Annotated in this window: 12 protein-coding genes; 6 read left to right on the plus strand and 6 right to left on the minus strand. The window is 70.9% G+C overall.

The genetic code is table 11. The features are described 5' to 3' along the window. Nucleotides 1-92: 92 nt before the first annotated feature. The 4 genes from K8625_RS17730 to K8625_RS17745 are packed head-to-tail and all read left to right on the plus strand — an operon-like array spanning nt 93 to nt 7863. On the plus strand, nt 93-3299 hold the full coding sequence (locus K8625_RS17730; protein ID WP_223783355.1) for a lantibiotic dehydratase: 3207 nt from the start codon (nt 93-95) through the stop codon (nt 3297-3299). Next, on the plus strand, nt 3296-4252 hold the full coding sequence (locus K8625_RS17735; protein WP_223783356.1) for an efflux RND transporter periplasmic adaptor subunit: 957 nt from the start codon (nt 3296-3298) through the stop codon (nt 4250-4252). Before K8625_RS17730 ends, K8625_RS17735 begins: the two co-directional genes overlap by 4 nt. Further along, entirely contained in the window at nt 4245-6464 is a 2220-nt protein-coding gene (locus K8625_RS17740) for a peptidase domain-containing ABC transporter (protein ID WP_223783357.1), read from the plus strand. Before K8625_RS17735 ends, K8625_RS17740 begins: the two co-directional genes overlap by 8 nt. 4 nt (nt 6465-6468) lie before the next feature. Then, nucleotides 6469-7863, plus strand: a complete 1395-nt coding sequence (locus K8625_RS17745; protein ID WP_223783358.1) for an MBL fold metallo-hydrolase — start codon at nt 6469-6471, stop codon at nt 7861-7863. Nucleotides 7864-7872: 9 nt separating this feature from the next. Here the strand turns inward: K8625_RS17745 and K8625_RS17750 are convergent, their stop codons facing one another. The 3 genes from K8625_RS17750 to K8625_RS17760 all read right to left on the minus strand — a co-directional run bounded on the left by K8625_RS17750 (nt 7873) and on the right by K8625_RS17760 (nt 10989). Then, a complete protein-coding gene (locus K8625_RS17750) occupies nt 7873-8757 on the minus strand; it encodes an efflux RND transporter periplasmic adaptor subunit (protein ID WP_223749067.1) in 885 nt (294 codons plus the stop codon). Between the two features lie 76 nt (nt 8758-8833). After that, the gene (locus K8625_RS17755; RefSeq protein ID WP_223783359.1) at nt 8834-10333 is read right to left on the minus strand and encodes a methyl-accepting chemotaxis protein; all 1500 of its coding nucleotides are present in this window, start codon (nt 10331-10333) and stop codon (nt 8834-8836) included. Then, a complete protein-coding gene (locus K8625_RS17760; protein ID WP_223749069.1) occupies nt 10330-10989 on the minus strand; it encodes a RedB protein in 660 nt (219 codons plus the stop codon). Before K8625_RS17760 ends, K8625_RS17755 begins: the two co-directional genes overlap by 4 nt. A 539-nt stretch (nt 10990-11528) precedes the next feature. Between K8625_RS17760 and K8625_RS17765 the strand changes: the two genes are divergently transcribed. Next, nucleotides 11529-12188, plus strand: a complete 660-nt coding sequence (locus tag K8625_RS17765) for a YopT-type cysteine protease domain-containing protein (RefSeq protein ID WP_223783360.1) — start codon at nt 11529-11531, stop codon at nt 12186-12188. A gap of 184 nt (nt 12189-12372) precedes the next feature. Here K8625_RS17765 and K8625_RS17770 read toward each other — a convergent pair whose 3' ends face one another. Genes K8625_RS17770 through K8625_RS17780 form a run of 3 tightly spaced genes read right to left on the minus strand, consistent with a single transcriptional unit; the run spans nt 12373 to nt 14490 of the window. Further along, nucleotides 12373-12894 (minus strand): gamma-glutamylcyclotransferase, encoded by a 522-nt coding sequence (locus tag K8625_RS17770; RefSeq protein WP_223749071.1) that lies wholly within the window; start codon nt 12892-12894, stop codon nt 12373-12375. A 10-nt stretch (nt 12895-12904) separates the two neighbouring features. Next, entirely contained in the window at nt 12905-13495 is a 591-nt protein-coding gene (locus tag K8625_RS17775) for a GbsR/MarR family transcriptional regulator (protein ID WP_141332387.1), read from the minus strand. Next, nucleotides 13492-14490 carry a polyprenyl synthetase family protein gene (locus K8625_RS17780; protein ID WP_223783361.1) on the minus strand — a complete coding sequence of 333 codons (999 nt, stop codon included), beginning with the start codon at nt 14488-14490 and terminating at the stop codon, nt 13492-13494. Before K8625_RS17780 ends, K8625_RS17775 begins: the two co-directional genes overlap by 4 nt. Before the next feature lie 208 nt (nt 14491-14698). Between K8625_RS17780 and K8625_RS17785 the strand changes: the two genes are divergently transcribed. Next, nucleotides 14699-16201, plus strand: coding sequence for an MFS transporter (locus K8625_RS17785; RefSeq protein WP_223749073.1), 1503 nt, complete (start codon nt 14699-14701; stop codon nt 16199-16201). The last annotated feature ends 9 nt before the right edge of the window (nt 16202-16210 follow it).

Below are 16210 nucleotides of genomic sequence, written 5' to 3' on the forward strand. Positions count from 1 at the left end.
CGGATGACGCGCACATCCATTATCCGGAGACTCGCGACACAGTCCGTCACCTTGAGACATCCTTGACCGCCGCCGATGCTCGCTCCCCCTCCGTGCGGAGGGCTCCCTTCCGACACGACGGCTTCCTGGCCATCCGCACGCCCCTGCTGCCGCTGGACGTGCTGGTGGAGTGGGCCTGCGGACTCGAGGCGCCGGGAGCCCGACCCGAGGCACTCGAGGCGGCGCTGGCACGGGACCGCGTGCTGCTGCGCCAACGCCTGCGCGCGCACGTGGAGGATCCGCTGGTGCGCGAGGCGCTGTTCATCGCCTCTCCCTCGTTGATGGACAGCCTGTCGACATGGCTGGAGTCACCCGGGTCCGAAGCGGGCCAGAAGGTGGAGCACACCCTGGTGCGCTACCTGGCGCGCATGGCCGGTCGCGCCACCCCGTTCGGCCTGTTCGCGGGCCACGCCGTGGGCGACCTGGGTGAGACCGCGTCGCTGCGCATCCAGGGGCGCACCGGTGTGCGCCGTCACACGAGGCTGGACATGGACTACGTGAGCGCCCTGGTGTCTCACGTATCGCGGGAGCCGGAGGTTCGACGCACGCTCCACTACGTCCCCAACTCCAGCCTGTATCGTGCCGGTGGCCAGCTTCGCTACATGGAGTCCCGGCTGAACGGCCGCGAGCGCTCGTATCACCTGGTCGCGGTGGAGCCCGAACCCCACCTGGAGACCACCCTGGAGAAGGCCCGCGGCGGCGCGCCACTCGCGACGTTGGCCAACACGCTGGTCTCGACCGAGGGTGTCTCCGAGGAGGAGGCCCTCGAGTATCTGGAGAGCCTGGTGCAGGCGCAGCTGCTGGTGAGCACGTGGGCGCCCGTCGTCACCGGCCCCGAGCCCCTGCCCTCGCTGCTGGAGTCCGCGAGGGACCTCCCCGCGCTGTCGACCGTGTGCGAGCGACTCACGCAGGTCACCACCACGCTGACCGACCTGGACTCGAGGCCTCCGGGCCTGCCGCCGGAGACCTACCGCGAAGTCGCCAGGACGCTCGAGGCATTGCCGGTCCCCGTGGAGCTGTCGCGCCTGTTCCAGGTGGACATGTTCCGCCCCGCGCACGAGGTGCGTCTGCCGCGTCGCGTGTTGGACGAGGTGGTGCGAGGCGTGACGCTGCTCCAGCGCATCTCTCCCGCGGCGGGAGAAGGAACCGCCCTGGGCCGTTTCCGCCAGCGCCTGCTGGAACGCTACGAGGGACGTCCAGTGCCGCTGCTGGAGGCCCTGGATGAAGAGAGCGGCGTCGGCTTCATGACGTCACGAGGTCCGGGCGCGGGCACCGGCCCGCTGCTCGCGGGCTTCTTCTTCCCCGGCAAGGGTGGACAGGAGGGCCCCCGGTGGGAGCCGCGCTGGACACACCTGCTCCACCGGCTGGAGTCCGTACGCCGCTCGGGTGCGGTGGAGCTGGTGCTGGACGAGTCGGACCTCCAGGCCCTGGAAGCCCGCCGCCCTGCGCGGCTGCCGGAGTCCTTCGGCGTGGTGGGCACGGTGCTGGCGGATTCACCGGAGGCCGTGGAGGCGGGGCGCTTCCGCTTCCTGCTGGAGAACGTGCATGGCCCCTCGGGAGCGCTCTACCTGGGGCGCTTCTGCCATGGGGACAAGGAGCTGGAAGCCGCGGTGCGGCGCTACCTGCAGGCCGAGGAGGCCCTGCGACCCGACGCCCTGTTCGCGGAGGTGGTGCACATGCCCGAGGGCCGCGTGGGCAACATCCTCTGCCGCCCCGCGCTGCGAGAGCACGACCTGGTCTTCCTCGGCCGCTCCGGTCTGCCGGAGTCGTCGCAGCTCCCGATGACGGACCTGTGGGTGTCGGTGGAGGGCCACCGCATCGTGCTGCGCTCGGGCCGAGAGGGCCGCGAGGTCGTGCCGCGCTTGACGAACGCGCACAACTTCGGTGCTCGCGGCCTGGGGGCCTACCGCTTCCTGGGCGCGCTGCAATCCCAGGACGTCGACGCGCTCCGATTCGAGTGGGGGCCCTTGTCGGATGCGCCCTTCCTTCCGCGAGTGGCGCACGGACGACTGGTGCTGTCGCCCGCCACGTGGCGCGTGCGCGGCGACACGCTGAAGGCCTGGGGCGCGGCGCGAGGCGTGGCGCGCTTCGAGGCCGTGCAGCGCCATCGCGACGAGGCGCGCCTGCCGCGCTGGGTCTGCTTGAGTGACGCGGACAACCAGCTCCCCGTGGACCTGGACAACGTGCTGAGCGTCGAGTCCCTGGTGCAGGTGGTGAAGGCCCGCCCGTACGCGACGCTGGAAGAGCTGCTGCCCGGCCCCGGAGACGTGTGCATCGAGGGCGAGACCGGACGCTATTCACACGAGGTGGTCATCCCCTTCCTCCGTCACGCGGCGGAGCCCCCTCGGCCCGCCACGAGGAGCACCGTCGAGTCGTCCGGGGTGCGCACCTTCCCGCCCGGCTCGGAGTGGCTGTACGTGAAGCTGTACGGCGGCACCGGCACGCTGGACCGACTGCTGCGCACCACGTTGGGCGAGGCGCTCCGCGCGGCGGTGGCCAGCGGCGCGTCGGACCGGTGGTTCTTCATCCGCTATCACGACCCCGAGCCCCACGTGCGGCTGCGCTTCCACGGCGCACCGCGGCGACTGGACACCGAGGTGTGGCCCCTGCTGCGCGACGCCTGTGCGCGAGCGCTCGCCTCGGGTGAAGCGTGGCGGCTGCAACTCGACACCTACGAACGCGAGGTGGAGCGCTACGGAGGCCCGGCCGGAATGGAGGCTTGCGAGGCGGCATTCCAGGCGGACAGCGAGGCGGTCCTCGCCATGCTGGAGGCATACCCCGGCGACGCGGGCGCGGAGACGCGGTGGCGTCTGGGCGTGAAGGGCCTGGATGCGCTGCTCGAGGACCTGGGGATGGACCTCGACGCGAAGCTGGAGGTGATGCAGCGACTTCGCCGGAGCTTCGGCGCCGAGTTCAAGGTGGAGCGACACTTCGAGGCGCAGCTGAGCACCCGGTTCCGCAAGGAGGCTCGCGCGTTGGAGGCGCTGCTCCAGACGCCCCACGATACGGAGGGCCCCTGGCGGCCAGGGCTGCGCGCCCTCCAGCGCCGGAGCGAAGCGATGCGTCCCGTGGTCGAGCACCTGCGACACGCCCAATCGGAAGGCCGGCTCTCCGGGAAGGTGGAGGCGCTGGCGGAGAGCCTCCTGCACATGCACGTCAACCGGCTGTTGCCCGCGGACCAGCGCGCGCAGGAGCTCATCCTTTATGACTTCCTGACGCGCCTGTATCGTTCGCGCCGGGCACGGACGATGAAGACATGAGCGACGTACAGCCGCCCCCGCAGAAGCTCTTCCGACAAGAGGCGCTGGAGCATCACGCCCGGCCCGACGCCCGAGGCGCGCTCCTGCGCATCACGCCAGGGTGGACCCACGCCGTCTGGTGGCTGGTGGTCGCGCTCGTCGTGGTGGGCGGCGTGGGCCTCGCGTTGGTGGACATCAACGACTACGCGCGGGGTCCGGTGCTGGTGCGCATCAAGGGCATGGAGGAGGTCACCTCCACCGCCGGTGGCCGCGTCAGTCGGGTCCTGGTGCGCCGGGGCGAACAAGTGCGCGCGGGCCAGCCCCTGGTGGAGCTGTACGCGGGGGGCGAGACGGCGGACCGGGAGCGGATGAAGGAGGAGTTCCGCTCGCGTCTCGCCATGTGGCTGCTGGAGCCACTCAATGTCGACTCCAGGCAGGCCCTGACCACGCTCCGGGCCCAGCTCGAGCTGACCGAGGCCCGGATGGGTGAGCGCGTGCTGAAGGCCCCTTGTGATGGACAGGTGGGCGAGGTGCGCGTGCGCGAGCAGCAGTTCCTCACCGCGGGCGAGATCGTCGTGTCGCTGGTGCGCGGCGGCGCGGAGGCCTGGGCCGTGGCCCTGGTGCCCGGACAGTACCGTCCCATGCTGCGCCCCGGACAGCCGCTGCGCATGGAGCTCACCGGCTTTCCGTACGCGTGGCAGTCGCTCCAGGTCGCCTCCGTCAGCGACGAGCTGGTGGGCCCCGCCGAGGTGCGCCGCTACCTGGGGCCCGGCGTCGGGGACGCCATCACCGTGGACGACGGCCCCGTGGTGCTGGTGGAGGCCCGGCTGCCCCGGGAGACCTTCGAGTCGGATGGCGAGACCTACGCGTACCACCCCGGCATGGCCGGAGAAGCCTGGGTGAAGGTGCGCGCGCGCAATGGTTGGCTGACGCTGCTGCCGGTGCTGGAGCTGCTCGGGAAGCAACGTGACTGAGCCCACCCCACCCCCCTCGTTCCTCGAGCGCTTCCCCGCGCTGCAGCGGCTGGGCGCGCGCTTCAGCCGGCGCCGCATCCCCGTCGTCACGCAGATGGCGTCCACGGACTGCGGCGCGGCGTGCCTCGCCATGGTGCTGGGCTACTGGGGCCGCCACGTGAAGCTGGATGAGGTGCACGCGGCCGCGGGCCTCTCCATCCGGGGCATCTCCGCCCGCGCCATCCTGGAGGCCGGCCGGCGCTTCGACCTGGTGGGCCGCGCGGCCCAGGTCGACATGGACCAGCTCGACCTGCTGGAGCCGGGCGCGGTGCTGCACTGGGAGTTCCGTCACTTCATCGTCTTCGAGCGCCTGACGCGCGCGGGCGTGGAGGTGGTGGACCCGGCCTTCGGTCGGCGCCGTGTTCCGCTGGAGCAGTTCCGCAAGTCCTTCACCGGCGTGGCGCTGCTCTTCGAGCCCTCGGAGACCTTCGAGACAGCGGCGCCGCGTCGAGGACCCAATCGATACCTGCACCTGCTGCTGGAGGAGCGCCCCGCGTTGCTGCGCGTGGCGGTGATGTCGCTGCTGCTCCAGCTGTTCGCCCTGGCGCTGCCGTCGCTGACGGGCGCGGTGGTGGACCGGGTGGTGCCGGCCGGAGACGTGCCGCTGCTCGCCACGCTGGGCGCGGGGATGGCCGCGCTGGTGGGCTTCCAGTTCCTCTCGTCGCTCGTGCGCGCGCACCTGCTCCTGCAACTGCGCACGCACCTGGATGCGCGGCTGACGCTGGGCTTCCTGGACCACCTGGTGCACCTGCCGTTCTCGTTCTTCCAGCTGCGCTCGGCGGGCGACCTGATGAACCGCCTGAACAGCAACACCACGGTGCGCGAGCTGCTCACCGCGGGCACGCTGTCCGGGCTGTTGGATGGCAGCCTGGTGCTGCTCTACCTGGGGCTCCTGTTCGCCGGCAGCGCGAAGATGGGCGCGCTGGTGACGGTGCTCGCCCTGTTGCAAGGCGCGGTGTTCCTCTTCTCCAGCCGACGTCAGCGCGAGCTGATGGCGCAGAACCTGGAGGTGAGCGCGTCGGCGCAGAACTACGAGGTGGAGCTGTTCACGGGCGTGCAGACGCTGAAGGCGATGGGGCTGGAGGACCGCGCGGTGCAGCACTGGTCCAACCTCTACGTGGACGTGCTCAATGTGTCGCTGGAGCGCGGCCGGGTGTCGGCGCTCACGGACTCGCTGACCGCGACGCTGCGGATGGCGTCGCCGCTGATGGTGATGGGGTTGGGGGCGCTGCTGGTGATGGAGGGGCAGCTCACGCTCGGACAGATGCTGGCGCTCAACGCCCTGGCGGCGGGCTTCCTGCTGCCCGTCTCGAACCTGGTGACGACGGCGTTCCAGCTCCAGCTCGTGGGCAGCTATCTGGCACGCGTGGACGACGTGCTGGAGTCACCCGCCGAGCAGCTCCCGGGAGAGCGTCGCCGCAGCCACGAGGTGGCGGGGTGCATCCAGGTGGAGGGCGTGTCGTTCCGCTACGGGCCCCACTCGCCGCTGGTGGTGCGGGACGTGTCGGTCACCATCGAGCCGGGACAGTTCGTGGCCATCGTCGGCGCGTCGGGCGCGGGCAAGTCCAGCCTCGCGCACCTGCTGCTGGGGTTGTACCTGCCCAGCTCGGGCACCATCCGCTACGACGGCGTGCCCCTCCAGGACCTGGACCTCAAGGAGCTGCGGCGGCAGCTGGGAGTGGTGCTGCAGAACCCCTCGCTGTTCCGAGGCGACGTGCGTCGCAACATCGCCTATTCGGACCCGCAGCTGCCAATGGAGACCGTGCAGGAGGCGGCGCGCCGCGCGCAGGTGCATGCCGACATCGTCGCCATGCCCATGGGCTACGAGACGGTGCTGAGCGAGATGGGCTCCTCGCTGTCCGGAGGCCAGCGGCAGCGACTGGCGCTTGCGCGCGCGCTGGCTGCCAACCCCTCCATCCTCCTGCTGGACGAGGCGACGAATGCCCTGGATGCCCGGACGGAGCGGGCGGTACAGGACGCGCTGGCGGAGCTGCGCTGCACGCGGGTGGTCATCGCCCATCGGCTGAGCACCGTGCGCGAGGCGGACCTCATCCTGGTGATGAAGAACGGCCAGCTGGTGGAACAGGGAACGCATGCCGCGCTGATGGAGAAGCGCGGAGATTACTTCGAGCTGGTGTCCTCGCAGGACCGTCCCCACCAGGCCGCGGGGTAGCCGCATGCGCTTCGCGCCGGACGTCATCCTGGACCTCACGCCGCTGCCGGACAGGGTGGGCGCAGTGCCGTTCACCGAGCTGTTGGACGTGCTGCTGCGTGAGGGCTTCGACCCCGAGGGCTCGCGGCGGGTGCTGGAAGCGGCGCAAGCGAGACTGGGGCCGGGGCTGCTGCGTCCCCAGGGCGTGGACGACGGTGGCTTCCTGGTGGAGTCACCGGTGCTCTTCCCCGAGCAGGGTGCCTGGTGGTGGGTGCTCCAGCAGGGCGAGGAGCGCTGGCGCACGCGGCTGGCCGTGGAGGACGTGCCGGCGGTGGCCGGGTTCCTGCGCGCCACGGCGCTCGCCTCGACCCTGGAGCAGGTGCGCGAGGCGTGGCCCTTCGATGAGTCGGGCTGGCGTGACGCGCTCTTCGCCGCGGGGCCGCCCCCCTCGCCCTGGGTGGAGCCCTCCGGTCCGGGCATCTACCGACGTGAGCATGCGAGTGTGCTCATCCGCTCACGGACGACGTCGGTGCTGGTGGACCCGATTCCGCTCCAGCGGCGGATGAATCACATCGGACTGGCACCGGGAAACCTGGCCCACGGGCCCCCCGACGCGTTGGCCATCACCCATGGGCATGTGGACCACTGGCACGTGCCGTCGATGCTGTCGCACCTGACGGACGCGAGCGTGCCGGTGCTGGTGCCGCGCGTGCCTCGCCCCAACCTGCTGACGATGCAGGACTTCGCCCAGGTGCTGGGCAGGTGTGGCCAGCGCGCCCTGGCGCCCCAGTGGGGTGAGACGGTGCACGTGGGGGACATCCGCGTGGACGTGCTGCCCTTCTACGGCGAGCAGCCGTCGCCGGACGGTCCGCCGCTCGCCGAGGGGTTGCGGAGCTGGGGCAACTGCTACCGCTTCACCACCGAGGACTTCAGCTGCCTGTTGCTGGTGGACAGCGGGACGGACCCGGAGGGACGGATGGAGGCGGTGGTCGAGCGCTCGCGCCGGGAGCTGGGGCCGGTCGACGCGGTGCTCTCGTGCCAGCGTGAGTTCCTCTCGCCTTTCTTCGGAGGACTGAGTCACTACTGGGCCGCGCTGCCCTGGACGAGGCTGCGCGAGCTGTACGCGGACCACCTGGCCGGACGGCTGCGCAGTGCCACGGCCGGGCCCGCGGGAGTGGCCCAGGTGTGCGCCGCCGCCGGAGCACGTTGGTTCCTGCCCTACGCGAACGGCTTCGAGGGCGTGGGCCGCGCCATCCAGGACGTCGGCTGGGGACTGGGCGAGCCGTCCGAGGCCGCCTGCGGCGCGGCGGTGCGCGACCACCTGAAGGCCTTGGGCGTCTTCACGAAGGTGTTGGACTGGAGCCCCGGGGACGTGGCGCGCTTCGAGCGCGGCGAGCTGCGGTTGGACGCCGCACGCTAACGCCCTGGCTCAAGGCGTGGTCACGACACGGCCTCGCGCACGGGGGCCGGGCTGGAGGTACACCTCCGCGACCAGTCCACTGGCCAGCTGGCTGCGCAGCGCCTCGGACACCTGGAGCAAGGCCTCGGCCTTCTGATGGCGCGAGGAGAGGTCCACCTCGGGCGACAACCGGTCAACGACGGCGGTCAGCTCCAGATTCACCGCGGGCAGGCGCACCCGCACGGTGTCACCGGGACGCACGCTTGGAGCCAGCTGCTCCGGAATGGCGAAGCGCAATCGCATCTGTTCGCTCACCAGCCTGAGCACGGGCATGCCCATGCTCACGCGCATGCCCGGTGTGAGGTACTGCTCGGTGACCGTCCCGGTGAAGGGGGCCTTCAACCGGGCCACGTTCACGTCGCGCTCGGCCTGCGCCGCGCGGGCCGTGGTCGAGGCCAGCTGGGCCTGCGCCAGTTGGAGGTCCGCCTCCGCCAGCGCCACGTCGTTCTGCGCCGTCTCCTCGGCCTGAGCGGCGGAGAAGTCCCGGATGCGCTGCTCGCGCGCGAGTCGTTGCTTGGCCTGGGCAACGACCAGCACGGCCCGGTGCACGACGGCCTCCGACGCGCGCATGTTGGCCTGACGCGTGCCCAGCTCCAGCCGGAGGGGCTCCGCGTCCAGCGCGGCGACGACCTCGCCCGCTTGCACGCGCTGCCCCAGGTGGGCCTTGACCTCGCTCAGCTGGCCTTCCACCGCGAACACCAGGTCCAGCACCTGACTGGCCACCACGACGCCCAGCAGCGGACGCGGCGCGGAGAGCACCTGCTCCTTGGGGCCCGGCTCCGATGTCTGCGCCAGGGCACTCGCGCAGGACAGCCACAACAGTCCCGCCAGCGCCCTTCCCTGTCCGAACCTCATCGAATGCCTGGAGCCCATGCCGTTCGCCCAGTGTAGTCCATGCGGCGGGCTTGGGCAGTGGGGCAGGCGTGACGCCTCAGCTCTTGGCCTGATACAGGGCGATGATGTCGTGGATCTGGTCCGTGACGTGACGCAGCCCGTCCGCGGCCGCGTGCGTGGTCTCCAGGCGGGCCATCGAGGTCCGCATCAGCTCCGTCTGGTCCGACACCGCGTTGAAGATCTGCGCGACGCCCGCGGACTGCTGACTCACCACCGCGGAGATCTGCCGGACCGAGTCCGCGTTGTTCTTCACCAGCGCGGACAACGTCTTCAGCTGCTCGCCGGAGTCACGGATGCTCTCGATGCCTCGACTCATGCGCTCGCCGCCCTGTCGGGTGATCTCCACCACGCCCTGGATGCGCGTGCGCGTCTCCCCGAGCACCACCCTCACCTGCTGCGTCGCCGCCACCGACTGCCCGGCCAGCCCGCGAATCTCCCGCGCCACCACCGAGAACCCCCGCCCGGCTTCGCCCGAGCGGGCCGCCTCGATGGCCGCGTTGATGGCCAGCACATTCGACTGGTCCGCCAGGTCCTGCACCGAGCGGGTGATGCCCGCGATGCGGTCCGTGTGCGCCCCCAGCGACCGGACGCGCTCGGTGAGGTCCGCGGTCTGCTCGCGCAGCGCGGCCAGCCCCTCCACGCTCTTGCCGATGGCGGCCTCCACCGCCTCGCCCATGTTCCCGGCCTCCGCCGTGGTCTCCATCATCCGCGTCGCCTGCTGCGAGGCCACCAGCGACGTCTGGCGGATCTCCTCCGCCGTCACCCGCGTCTCCTCCAGCGCCCCCGCCTGTCGGGCCAGCTCCCGGCGCTGCTCCGCCGTCGCCTGCGTCAGGGTCCGCATGGAGTCCCGCAGCGCATCCGCCGACTCCATCAGCGGCCGCACCACCCGCTCCTCCACCGCGCGCCGCGACAACTCCAGCAGCGCCTCCCGCCGCGCCGCGTCCCGCATCTCCCGCTGCCCCTGCACACAGGACGCGATGAGGAAGAGGTCCTCGAACACCACCCACGCCGTGTGCTCCAGCCAGCGCCAGGACTCCAGCGCGTGAATCCCGAAGAGCGACTCCGGCCAGAACGCCCCGCGCAGGAAGTGGTCCGCCGCCACCACGCCGCTGAACGTCAGCAGCACCCGCCAGTCGCGGTAGATGGCCAGCAGCGCCAGGGAGCCGAAGATGTGGAAGTGGGTCTCGATGCGGCCGCCCATCAGGTGGATGAGCAAGCCGGACATCAACGCCTGTCCCACCGCGATGACATGGCGCGTGGAGGCCCGCCCCGACCGCGTCAGCGCCAGGGTGACGGGCAGTGCGCCGAAGAGCAGGCCCAGCCAGACGGCGGCCTCGACATGGAAGTGGACCGAGCTCTCGAGCCCCGCCCAGGCCCTGGGGGAGATGGTCAGCGCCGCGACGATACTGCCCAGCCACTGCAAGACCATCAACGCCGCGAACGTCCGGTCCGTGCGGCGGCTCAATGCCAGACTTTGTTTCGCGTGGAGCTGTTGAGACAGCGTGGCGAGCTCCGCCTCGGAAACCTGGATCCTCATCGTGGCGAAGCCCCCGTGACCTGTGAAGGTGTTCTCAACGCACAGCCGAAGACCGGCGACTCGGAGCGCTCGGCCTCTCCCGATGACACCAACGCGCGCAGGGCCAGTCCCCCAGGACTGTCCCCCTCATGTCCGCGCGCGGAGGTGATGCCACCGCTGAAGCGCTCCGTGCCATCCGGCGCGTAGAGCACCACGTGGCCGGAGGTCACCGCGCCCAGCTCCCGCGCCACCTGCCCATCCACGTCCGCCAGCACCTCCACGCCCGGCAAGGCCCGCGAGCGCTCCCACAGCTCCGACTGGACGAAGCCCTCGGGCGCCTCGCGGGGCGCCCAGATGTAGACCCGCGTCACCAGCCGCGCCCCCGCGAAGTGCACCAGCTTCCCCAGCTCCGTCAGCGTCGCGCGCGAGCACGCGCACTGCGGGTGGAGGAAGACGAGCAGCGCCCAGTCGCCTGGGCCACGCGCGAGCCCCAGCGACTCCGGCAGCCTCGCGGGCGGCAGGGAACGCTCACCCGCGGCGTTCGCGTAGCGCCACAGCAGGCCCATTCCCGCGATACAGGCCACGAGCCACGCGCCCACCAGACATGCCAGGACACCCGGCCGCCCCACACGATGTCTCAACCCGACCTGGGTGGAGTCCCGGGCTGATACAGCCACGGCGGGGGGTGGGTCATCCTGGACGGCCATTCTTGGCCATGCTGGAGAAATCCCGTGGATGTGGCAACCGTATTTCAGAGGAAGCAGGCATTGAGCCGCAAGGCCTGCGCATTCTCATTAATACATGTAAATCTGTATCAACCCGCCAGTGTCGTCGCCCGCCGCGACGCCTCGCTCGGCCATCGCGGGACACCGACACCCACGCACATCCAGGGCCGCCCTACTTCACGCGTGGTATGGGGACGCAGCCGCGTCTGGACGAAACGCACGCCTCGGAGCCGCCCTGGGTTCGCCTTCGGGTCCCCGTACTGGCCACGCGCTTGCAGCCATTCACTGCCTGTGTCGCCAGGCACTGCGCGGCGGGGGCGCACGCGACCCGTCATCTCCCCTGGGATCAGGACCGTGAACCCATGCGAAATGAACCGTCCATCTCGGACATGATTCAGCAGAACGCCATCAGTCATCGACTGATGAACCAAAGCCGCTACGGAGGCGGCAGGATATGTTTTGCCTTCTCGTGTCGCTGGGCCCGGGAAATCATGGCATCGGCCGTCTGGATGAACTGGTCGCTCAAGCAGACCCCGGATCAACGCATCACAGCCATCCTCCTCGACCTCGCCGAGATTACAAAACAACACAAGCTGTACGGCGAGCAGCTGGACCGGGACCAGGCCACCATCGACGAGTTGAAGTTGACGCGGCTCTTCGCGCAACAGAGCCGCCGCATCGATGACGAGGAGGTCCCCCCCGACCAGGACCCCACCACCCTCGAAATCAGGAGGCTCACCCGAGGCCAGGAGTACGGCAATGGCGCCTATCTGACCTCCACGGAGTCAGGGCTCGCCCTCGCCTTCGGCCTCCATCTCGCCGGGCTGGGCCACTGGGCCCTGGCTCCCGGCAACATGGACAGCCTCCAGACCTCGTTCGACGCCCTCATGGCGCTGGTTCCCAAGCAGTCCACCTGCCTGCTCTTCTTCAACAAGCAGGGGACCTCCAGGGCGCACGCCATCGGCGTCTACCGCTCCCATGGGATGACCTGGCAGGACTGGTACGTCTTCGACCCGAACTTCGGCGAGTTCAAGTTCAACGCCTACAGGTACGCCCGGTTCGCGCTGATGGCCATCGCCACCTCGCTGGGAATGGACTCCGTCCGCCTGATGGGGGTGACCTTGAGCGCCGGGCGCGCCATCGAGGTCTGAGCCCCCGCGCTCACGCGCGCATGAACAGGAAGTACAGCAGCAGGCTCAGCGCCACCGAGACGAGGATGCTGCCCGCGCAGCCCAGCTTGTTGGAGAAGAAGAGGAACATGGCCGTGGAGGCAACCTAGGCATCGCCGCGCGCATCCGCACGGCGCCCCCGAAGGTTGCCTCCACCGCGAGCCCGTTAGGCCCCGCGCTTGAGCCGCTCCACGTACTCGGCCGGCAGGCCCGCCGCCTGGGCGCCTCGCACCAGGGCCTCCACGAAGCGAGGGCTCACCGAGCCGTCCTGCGACGCGCGCCGGGGATTGGTGACGAACGCGGTGGCCTCCACCTCCTGCCCGTCCACGCGCACCTTCACCGCGCGCTCCACGCACATCCCCGTCACGAAGCCTTCCTTGTGCTGGACGATGGGCCAGTCCTGCCCGCGAATCTCGAACAGCCGCCCGAAGATGCGGCCCCCCGGTGCATCCGCCAGCCCCGCCACCCGTCCACCCCACCAGCGCGACGGGAAGTCGTAGACCAGGTCCACGTCCACCGCCTCCGCCAGCCGCCCCTCCGGCAGATCGAAGAAGCCGTATGAGTGCTGCTGCCGCCACTCCTCGAACGCCGCCCGGTCCAGGATGGTGGAGTACGCGAAGTACAGCCGCGTCGCCTTCGGGTCCGCGCCCTCGCGCGCCTTCATCACCATGTCGTAGTGCGAATCCATCAGCCCTCCCCTACCGGTCCCCGCGCCGCGAGGCCCCGTCCCGGAACACCGCCAGCACCCCGGACACGTCCAGGCGCGACGTCTTGATGAACAGCCGCAGCGCCCGCTCCACGTGCTCGGCCAGCGTGGCCATCTTCTCCAGCCGCTCCAGCCGCTCCAGCGGCACCCCGCCCGTCGTCTCCGCCAGCCTGCGCGCCTCCGCCAGGTCCGCGCGGATGCGCGCCACGAAGCCCGCCTCGCGCTCCTCGATGACGTGGCGGACCATCCGCACCAGGTCCGTCTCCGCGCCATAGCGCCAGACGGTGTCCTGCGGCAGCCGCACCCGCTGGATGACGCCCCAGCGCTCCAGGTCCCGGAGCAGCATGGAGACCCCGCCCTTCGACAGGTCCAGCTCGCGCTCGATCTCCCCCGCCGTCAGCGGCTCGCCGCGCAGGTACAGGAGCGCCCACACCCGGCCCTGGTTGCGCTTGAAGCCCCAGAACTCGATGACGTTGCCCACCGCGTCCACCGCGATGGCTTCCCACGGCGCGAGCCGGCCCTCGACGACCGGCGGCTCACCGCCCGCGCTCCCGTGTCCCCCCGTCCACAGGTAGCCTTTCATGCGGCGCGTCCTTGCACTTGCTCGGCGATCCCCGCCGACAGCTTGCGAGCCCAGCCCACCAGCTCCGCCCCCGCCGGGTCCGTCGCGAAGTGCCCCAGCTTGTCCAGCGCCGCTTCGATCTCCACGTTCATCCGCGCCATGGACGCATCCACCGCGCCCGTGGCCTCGATGGCCGCGCCAATCTCCTTCGTGCGCTCGGGCGTGATGGTGGAGAAGGCCCACGCGTCCTTCAGCTTGCGGCGCAGGCTCTCATCCTTGGCCACCGCCAGCAGGATGGGCATCGACGGGGTGCGCGAGTGCACGTCCGCGTACCGCGGCTTGCCCGCGTCCGTGCCCAGGATGTCCCGGATGTCGTCGGCGATCTGGAACGCCACGCCCAGGTGACGGCCGAACCCGTCGAAGCGCTCCACCGCGTCGGGCTGGTTCGCCAGCGTCGCCGCCGCGTGTCCGCACCAGCCGAACAGCGAGCCCGTCTTGCCCTCGGCGATGAAGCGCAGCCGGTTGAGCGGCAGGTCCAGGTCTCCGCGCGCCTCCACCTCCGCGATGGCCGCGCGGGTCATCTCGGAGACCACCGACAGCGCCGACAGCGTCAGCCGCGAGTCGAGCAGCGCCAGCTGGTGCAGGCCCGTCGACAGGATGAGGTCTCCGCTCATCACCGCCACGATGTTGCCCCAGCGCGCGTTCACCGTGGGACGGCCCCGGCGGAACATGCCCGCGTCCACCACGTCGTCGTGCAGCAGGCTGGCCGAGTGGATGAACTCCGACGCCACCGCCACGTCCACCAGCCGCTCCGGAGCCACCCCCACCGCGCCGCCGAACAGCCGCACCAGCATGGGCCGGGCCCGCTTGCCGCCCGTCCCCAGGCACAGGTGCCGGGCCGCCTCCATCAGCGTGTCGCCCTTCACGTCCGGACCGGCGTTGCCATCCACCAGCATGCCGCTGAGCCGCTCTTCCACCGCCGCCAGAAAGTCCGTGAGCTCCCGAGCCAGTTCCATGTGCGCCGTTCTCCTCGAACGTTCATATAGTTCAAGACCGCTTGAACTGCACCTGATTCCAGCGTCCCCCTCCGGACGGGGGAGCAGGCGGCCTGGGGAGGCAGGGCTCCAGGCGGGCGGCCGAGGGGGGTGGGAGGTCGGATTGAGGCCCCTGCCGCGGGCGTGAGACAGACGTGGGACGCCCCGCTTCCTCGTCGCAAGGACCGCGTTGAGCCCCGCCGCCTTCCGTCGTTACGTCCTGAGCAGCTTCGCCTCGCTCGCCTCCGCCGTCCCCCTCTTCCGTCCGGGCTCGTCGCTGCCCGGCTCGTCCGCGCCGCTGCTCGGGGCGCCTCCGGTGGACGGGCCGGACGCGCACCTGACGCCCACCCGGCGCCTGCGCGCGACCCTGGGCCTGTCCGTGGCGGAGGGCATGTTCGCGGAGGTGTTCACCGCGTGCGCCGGGGCCACGGTGCTCACCGCGTGGGCGATGGCGCTGGGGCTGGGCCCGCTGCTGGTGGGGGTGATGACGGCGCTGCCGTTCTGCGCGCAGTTCATCCAGTTCCCCGCGGCGTGGTTGACGTCGACGTTCGGACACCGGCGCGTCGCGCTGACGGCCATCTGCCTGTCGCGGCTGGTGATGTTCCCGTTGGCGGTGTTGCCGTGGTGGGAGTTGGACCTGACGGCGCGCCAGCACGTGCTGCTGGGGGTGGCGGGGGCGTCGGCGGTGTTGGGGGTGGTGGGCAACAACGCGTGGGTGGCGTGGATGGGGGAATTGGTGCCGCGCGCGGTGCGAGGCCGGTTCTTCGGGCGGCGCACCGCGCTCACCACGCTGGCGGGCACGCTGGCGTCGCTGGCGGCGGGGCTGTTGTTGGACCGGCTGCGTCCGGCGGACGGGGTGGGACTGGCGCTGCCGCTGCTGGCGCTCGGGGCCTGCGTGATGGGCGTGGTGACGACGCTGCTCATGGCCAGTCAGCATGACCCGGCGCCGCCGGGGACCACGCCTCGGCTGGAGCTCAAGGGCGCGCTGGGGCCGCTGAAGGACCCGCTCGCGCGGCGGGTGCTCACGTATCAGGTGGCCTGGAACGCGGCGGTGGGGGTGTCCGCGCCGTTCTTCGCGCTGCACAGCATCCAGAACCTGAAGATGACGTTCGTCATCCTGGCGCTGCATGCCGCGGCCGTGGCGGGGGTGCGCATCCTGACCGCGCCCCTGTGGGGGAAGATGATCGACCGCGTGGGGGCGCAGCCGGTGTTGATGGCGTGCTCACTGGGAATCGGCGTCATCCCGGCGCTGTGGCTCCTGCCTTCCGCGGGGACGCTCTGGCCGTTGCTGTTCGACGTGGTGCTCGCGGGGGCGCTGTGGAGCGGGCACGGCCTGGCCATCTTCGCGCTGCCGCTCACGGTGGCGCCGCGCAAGGGGCGGCCGTTCTATCTGGCCGCGTTCGCGACGGCGGGTGGATTGGCGTACGCGCTCGCCGCGGCGCTCGGGGGCGCCATCGCCTCCGCGCTGCCGGAGAACTTCGTGCTCGGAGGACAGCCCTGGGTGAACCTGCACGTGCTGTTCGTGCTGTCGTCGGTGGCGAGGCTCTGCGCGGCCCTGCTCGCGGCGCGGCTCCCGGAGCCCGGGGCACACCCGGTGACGTCGGTGAGCGCGCTCGTGTCGCGGCTCATGCCCCGGCCGCACGCGGCGAGGATGCTGGCGCGGGAGAGCACCGGGAGTCACCGCCCGAGCTGAAGCGCCGAC

Source organism: Myxococcus sp. AS-1-15, assembly GCF_020037055.1.
GTDB classification, from domain to species: Bacteria; Myxococcota; Myxococcia; order Myxococcales; family Myxococcaceae; genus Myxococcus; species Myxococcus fulvus.

What these genes read in the sequence shown, in the direction of transcription:
- K8625_RS17765 (WP_223783360.1), top strand. Translation starts at nt 11,529, where the DNA reads ATGGCATCGGCCGTCTGGATGAACTGGTCGCTCAAGCAGACCCCGGAT.
- K8625_RS17775 (WP_141332387.1), bottom strand. Translation starts at nt 13,495, where the DNA reads ATGAAAGGCTACCTGTGGACGGGGGGACACGGGAGCGCGGGCGGTGAG.
- K8625_RS17770 (WP_223749071.1), bottom strand. Translation starts at nt 12,894, where the DNA reads ATGGATTCGCACTACGACATGGTGATGAAGGCGCGCGAGGGCGCGGAC.
- K8625_RS17745 (WP_223783358.1), top strand. Translation starts at nt 6,469, where the DNA reads ATGCGCTTCGCGCCGGACGTCATCCTGGACCTCACGCCGCTGCCGGAC.
- K8625_RS17780 (WP_223783361.1), bottom strand. Translation starts at nt 14,490, where the DNA reads ATGGAACTGGCTCGGGAGCTCACGGACTTTCTGGCGGCGGTGGAAGAG.
- K8625_RS17750 (WP_223749067.1), bottom strand. Translation starts at nt 8,757, where the DNA reads ATGAGGTTCGGACAGGGAAGGGCGCTGGCGGGACTGTTGTGGCTGTCC.
- K8625_RS17735 (WP_223783356.1), top strand. Translation starts at nt 3,296, where the DNA reads ATGAGCGACGTACAGCCGCCCCCGCAGAAGCTCTTCCGACAAGAGGCG.
- K8625_RS17755 (WP_223783359.1), bottom strand. Translation starts at nt 10,333, where the DNA reads ATGAGGATCCAGGTTTCCGAGGCGGAGCTCGCCACGCTGTCTCAACAG.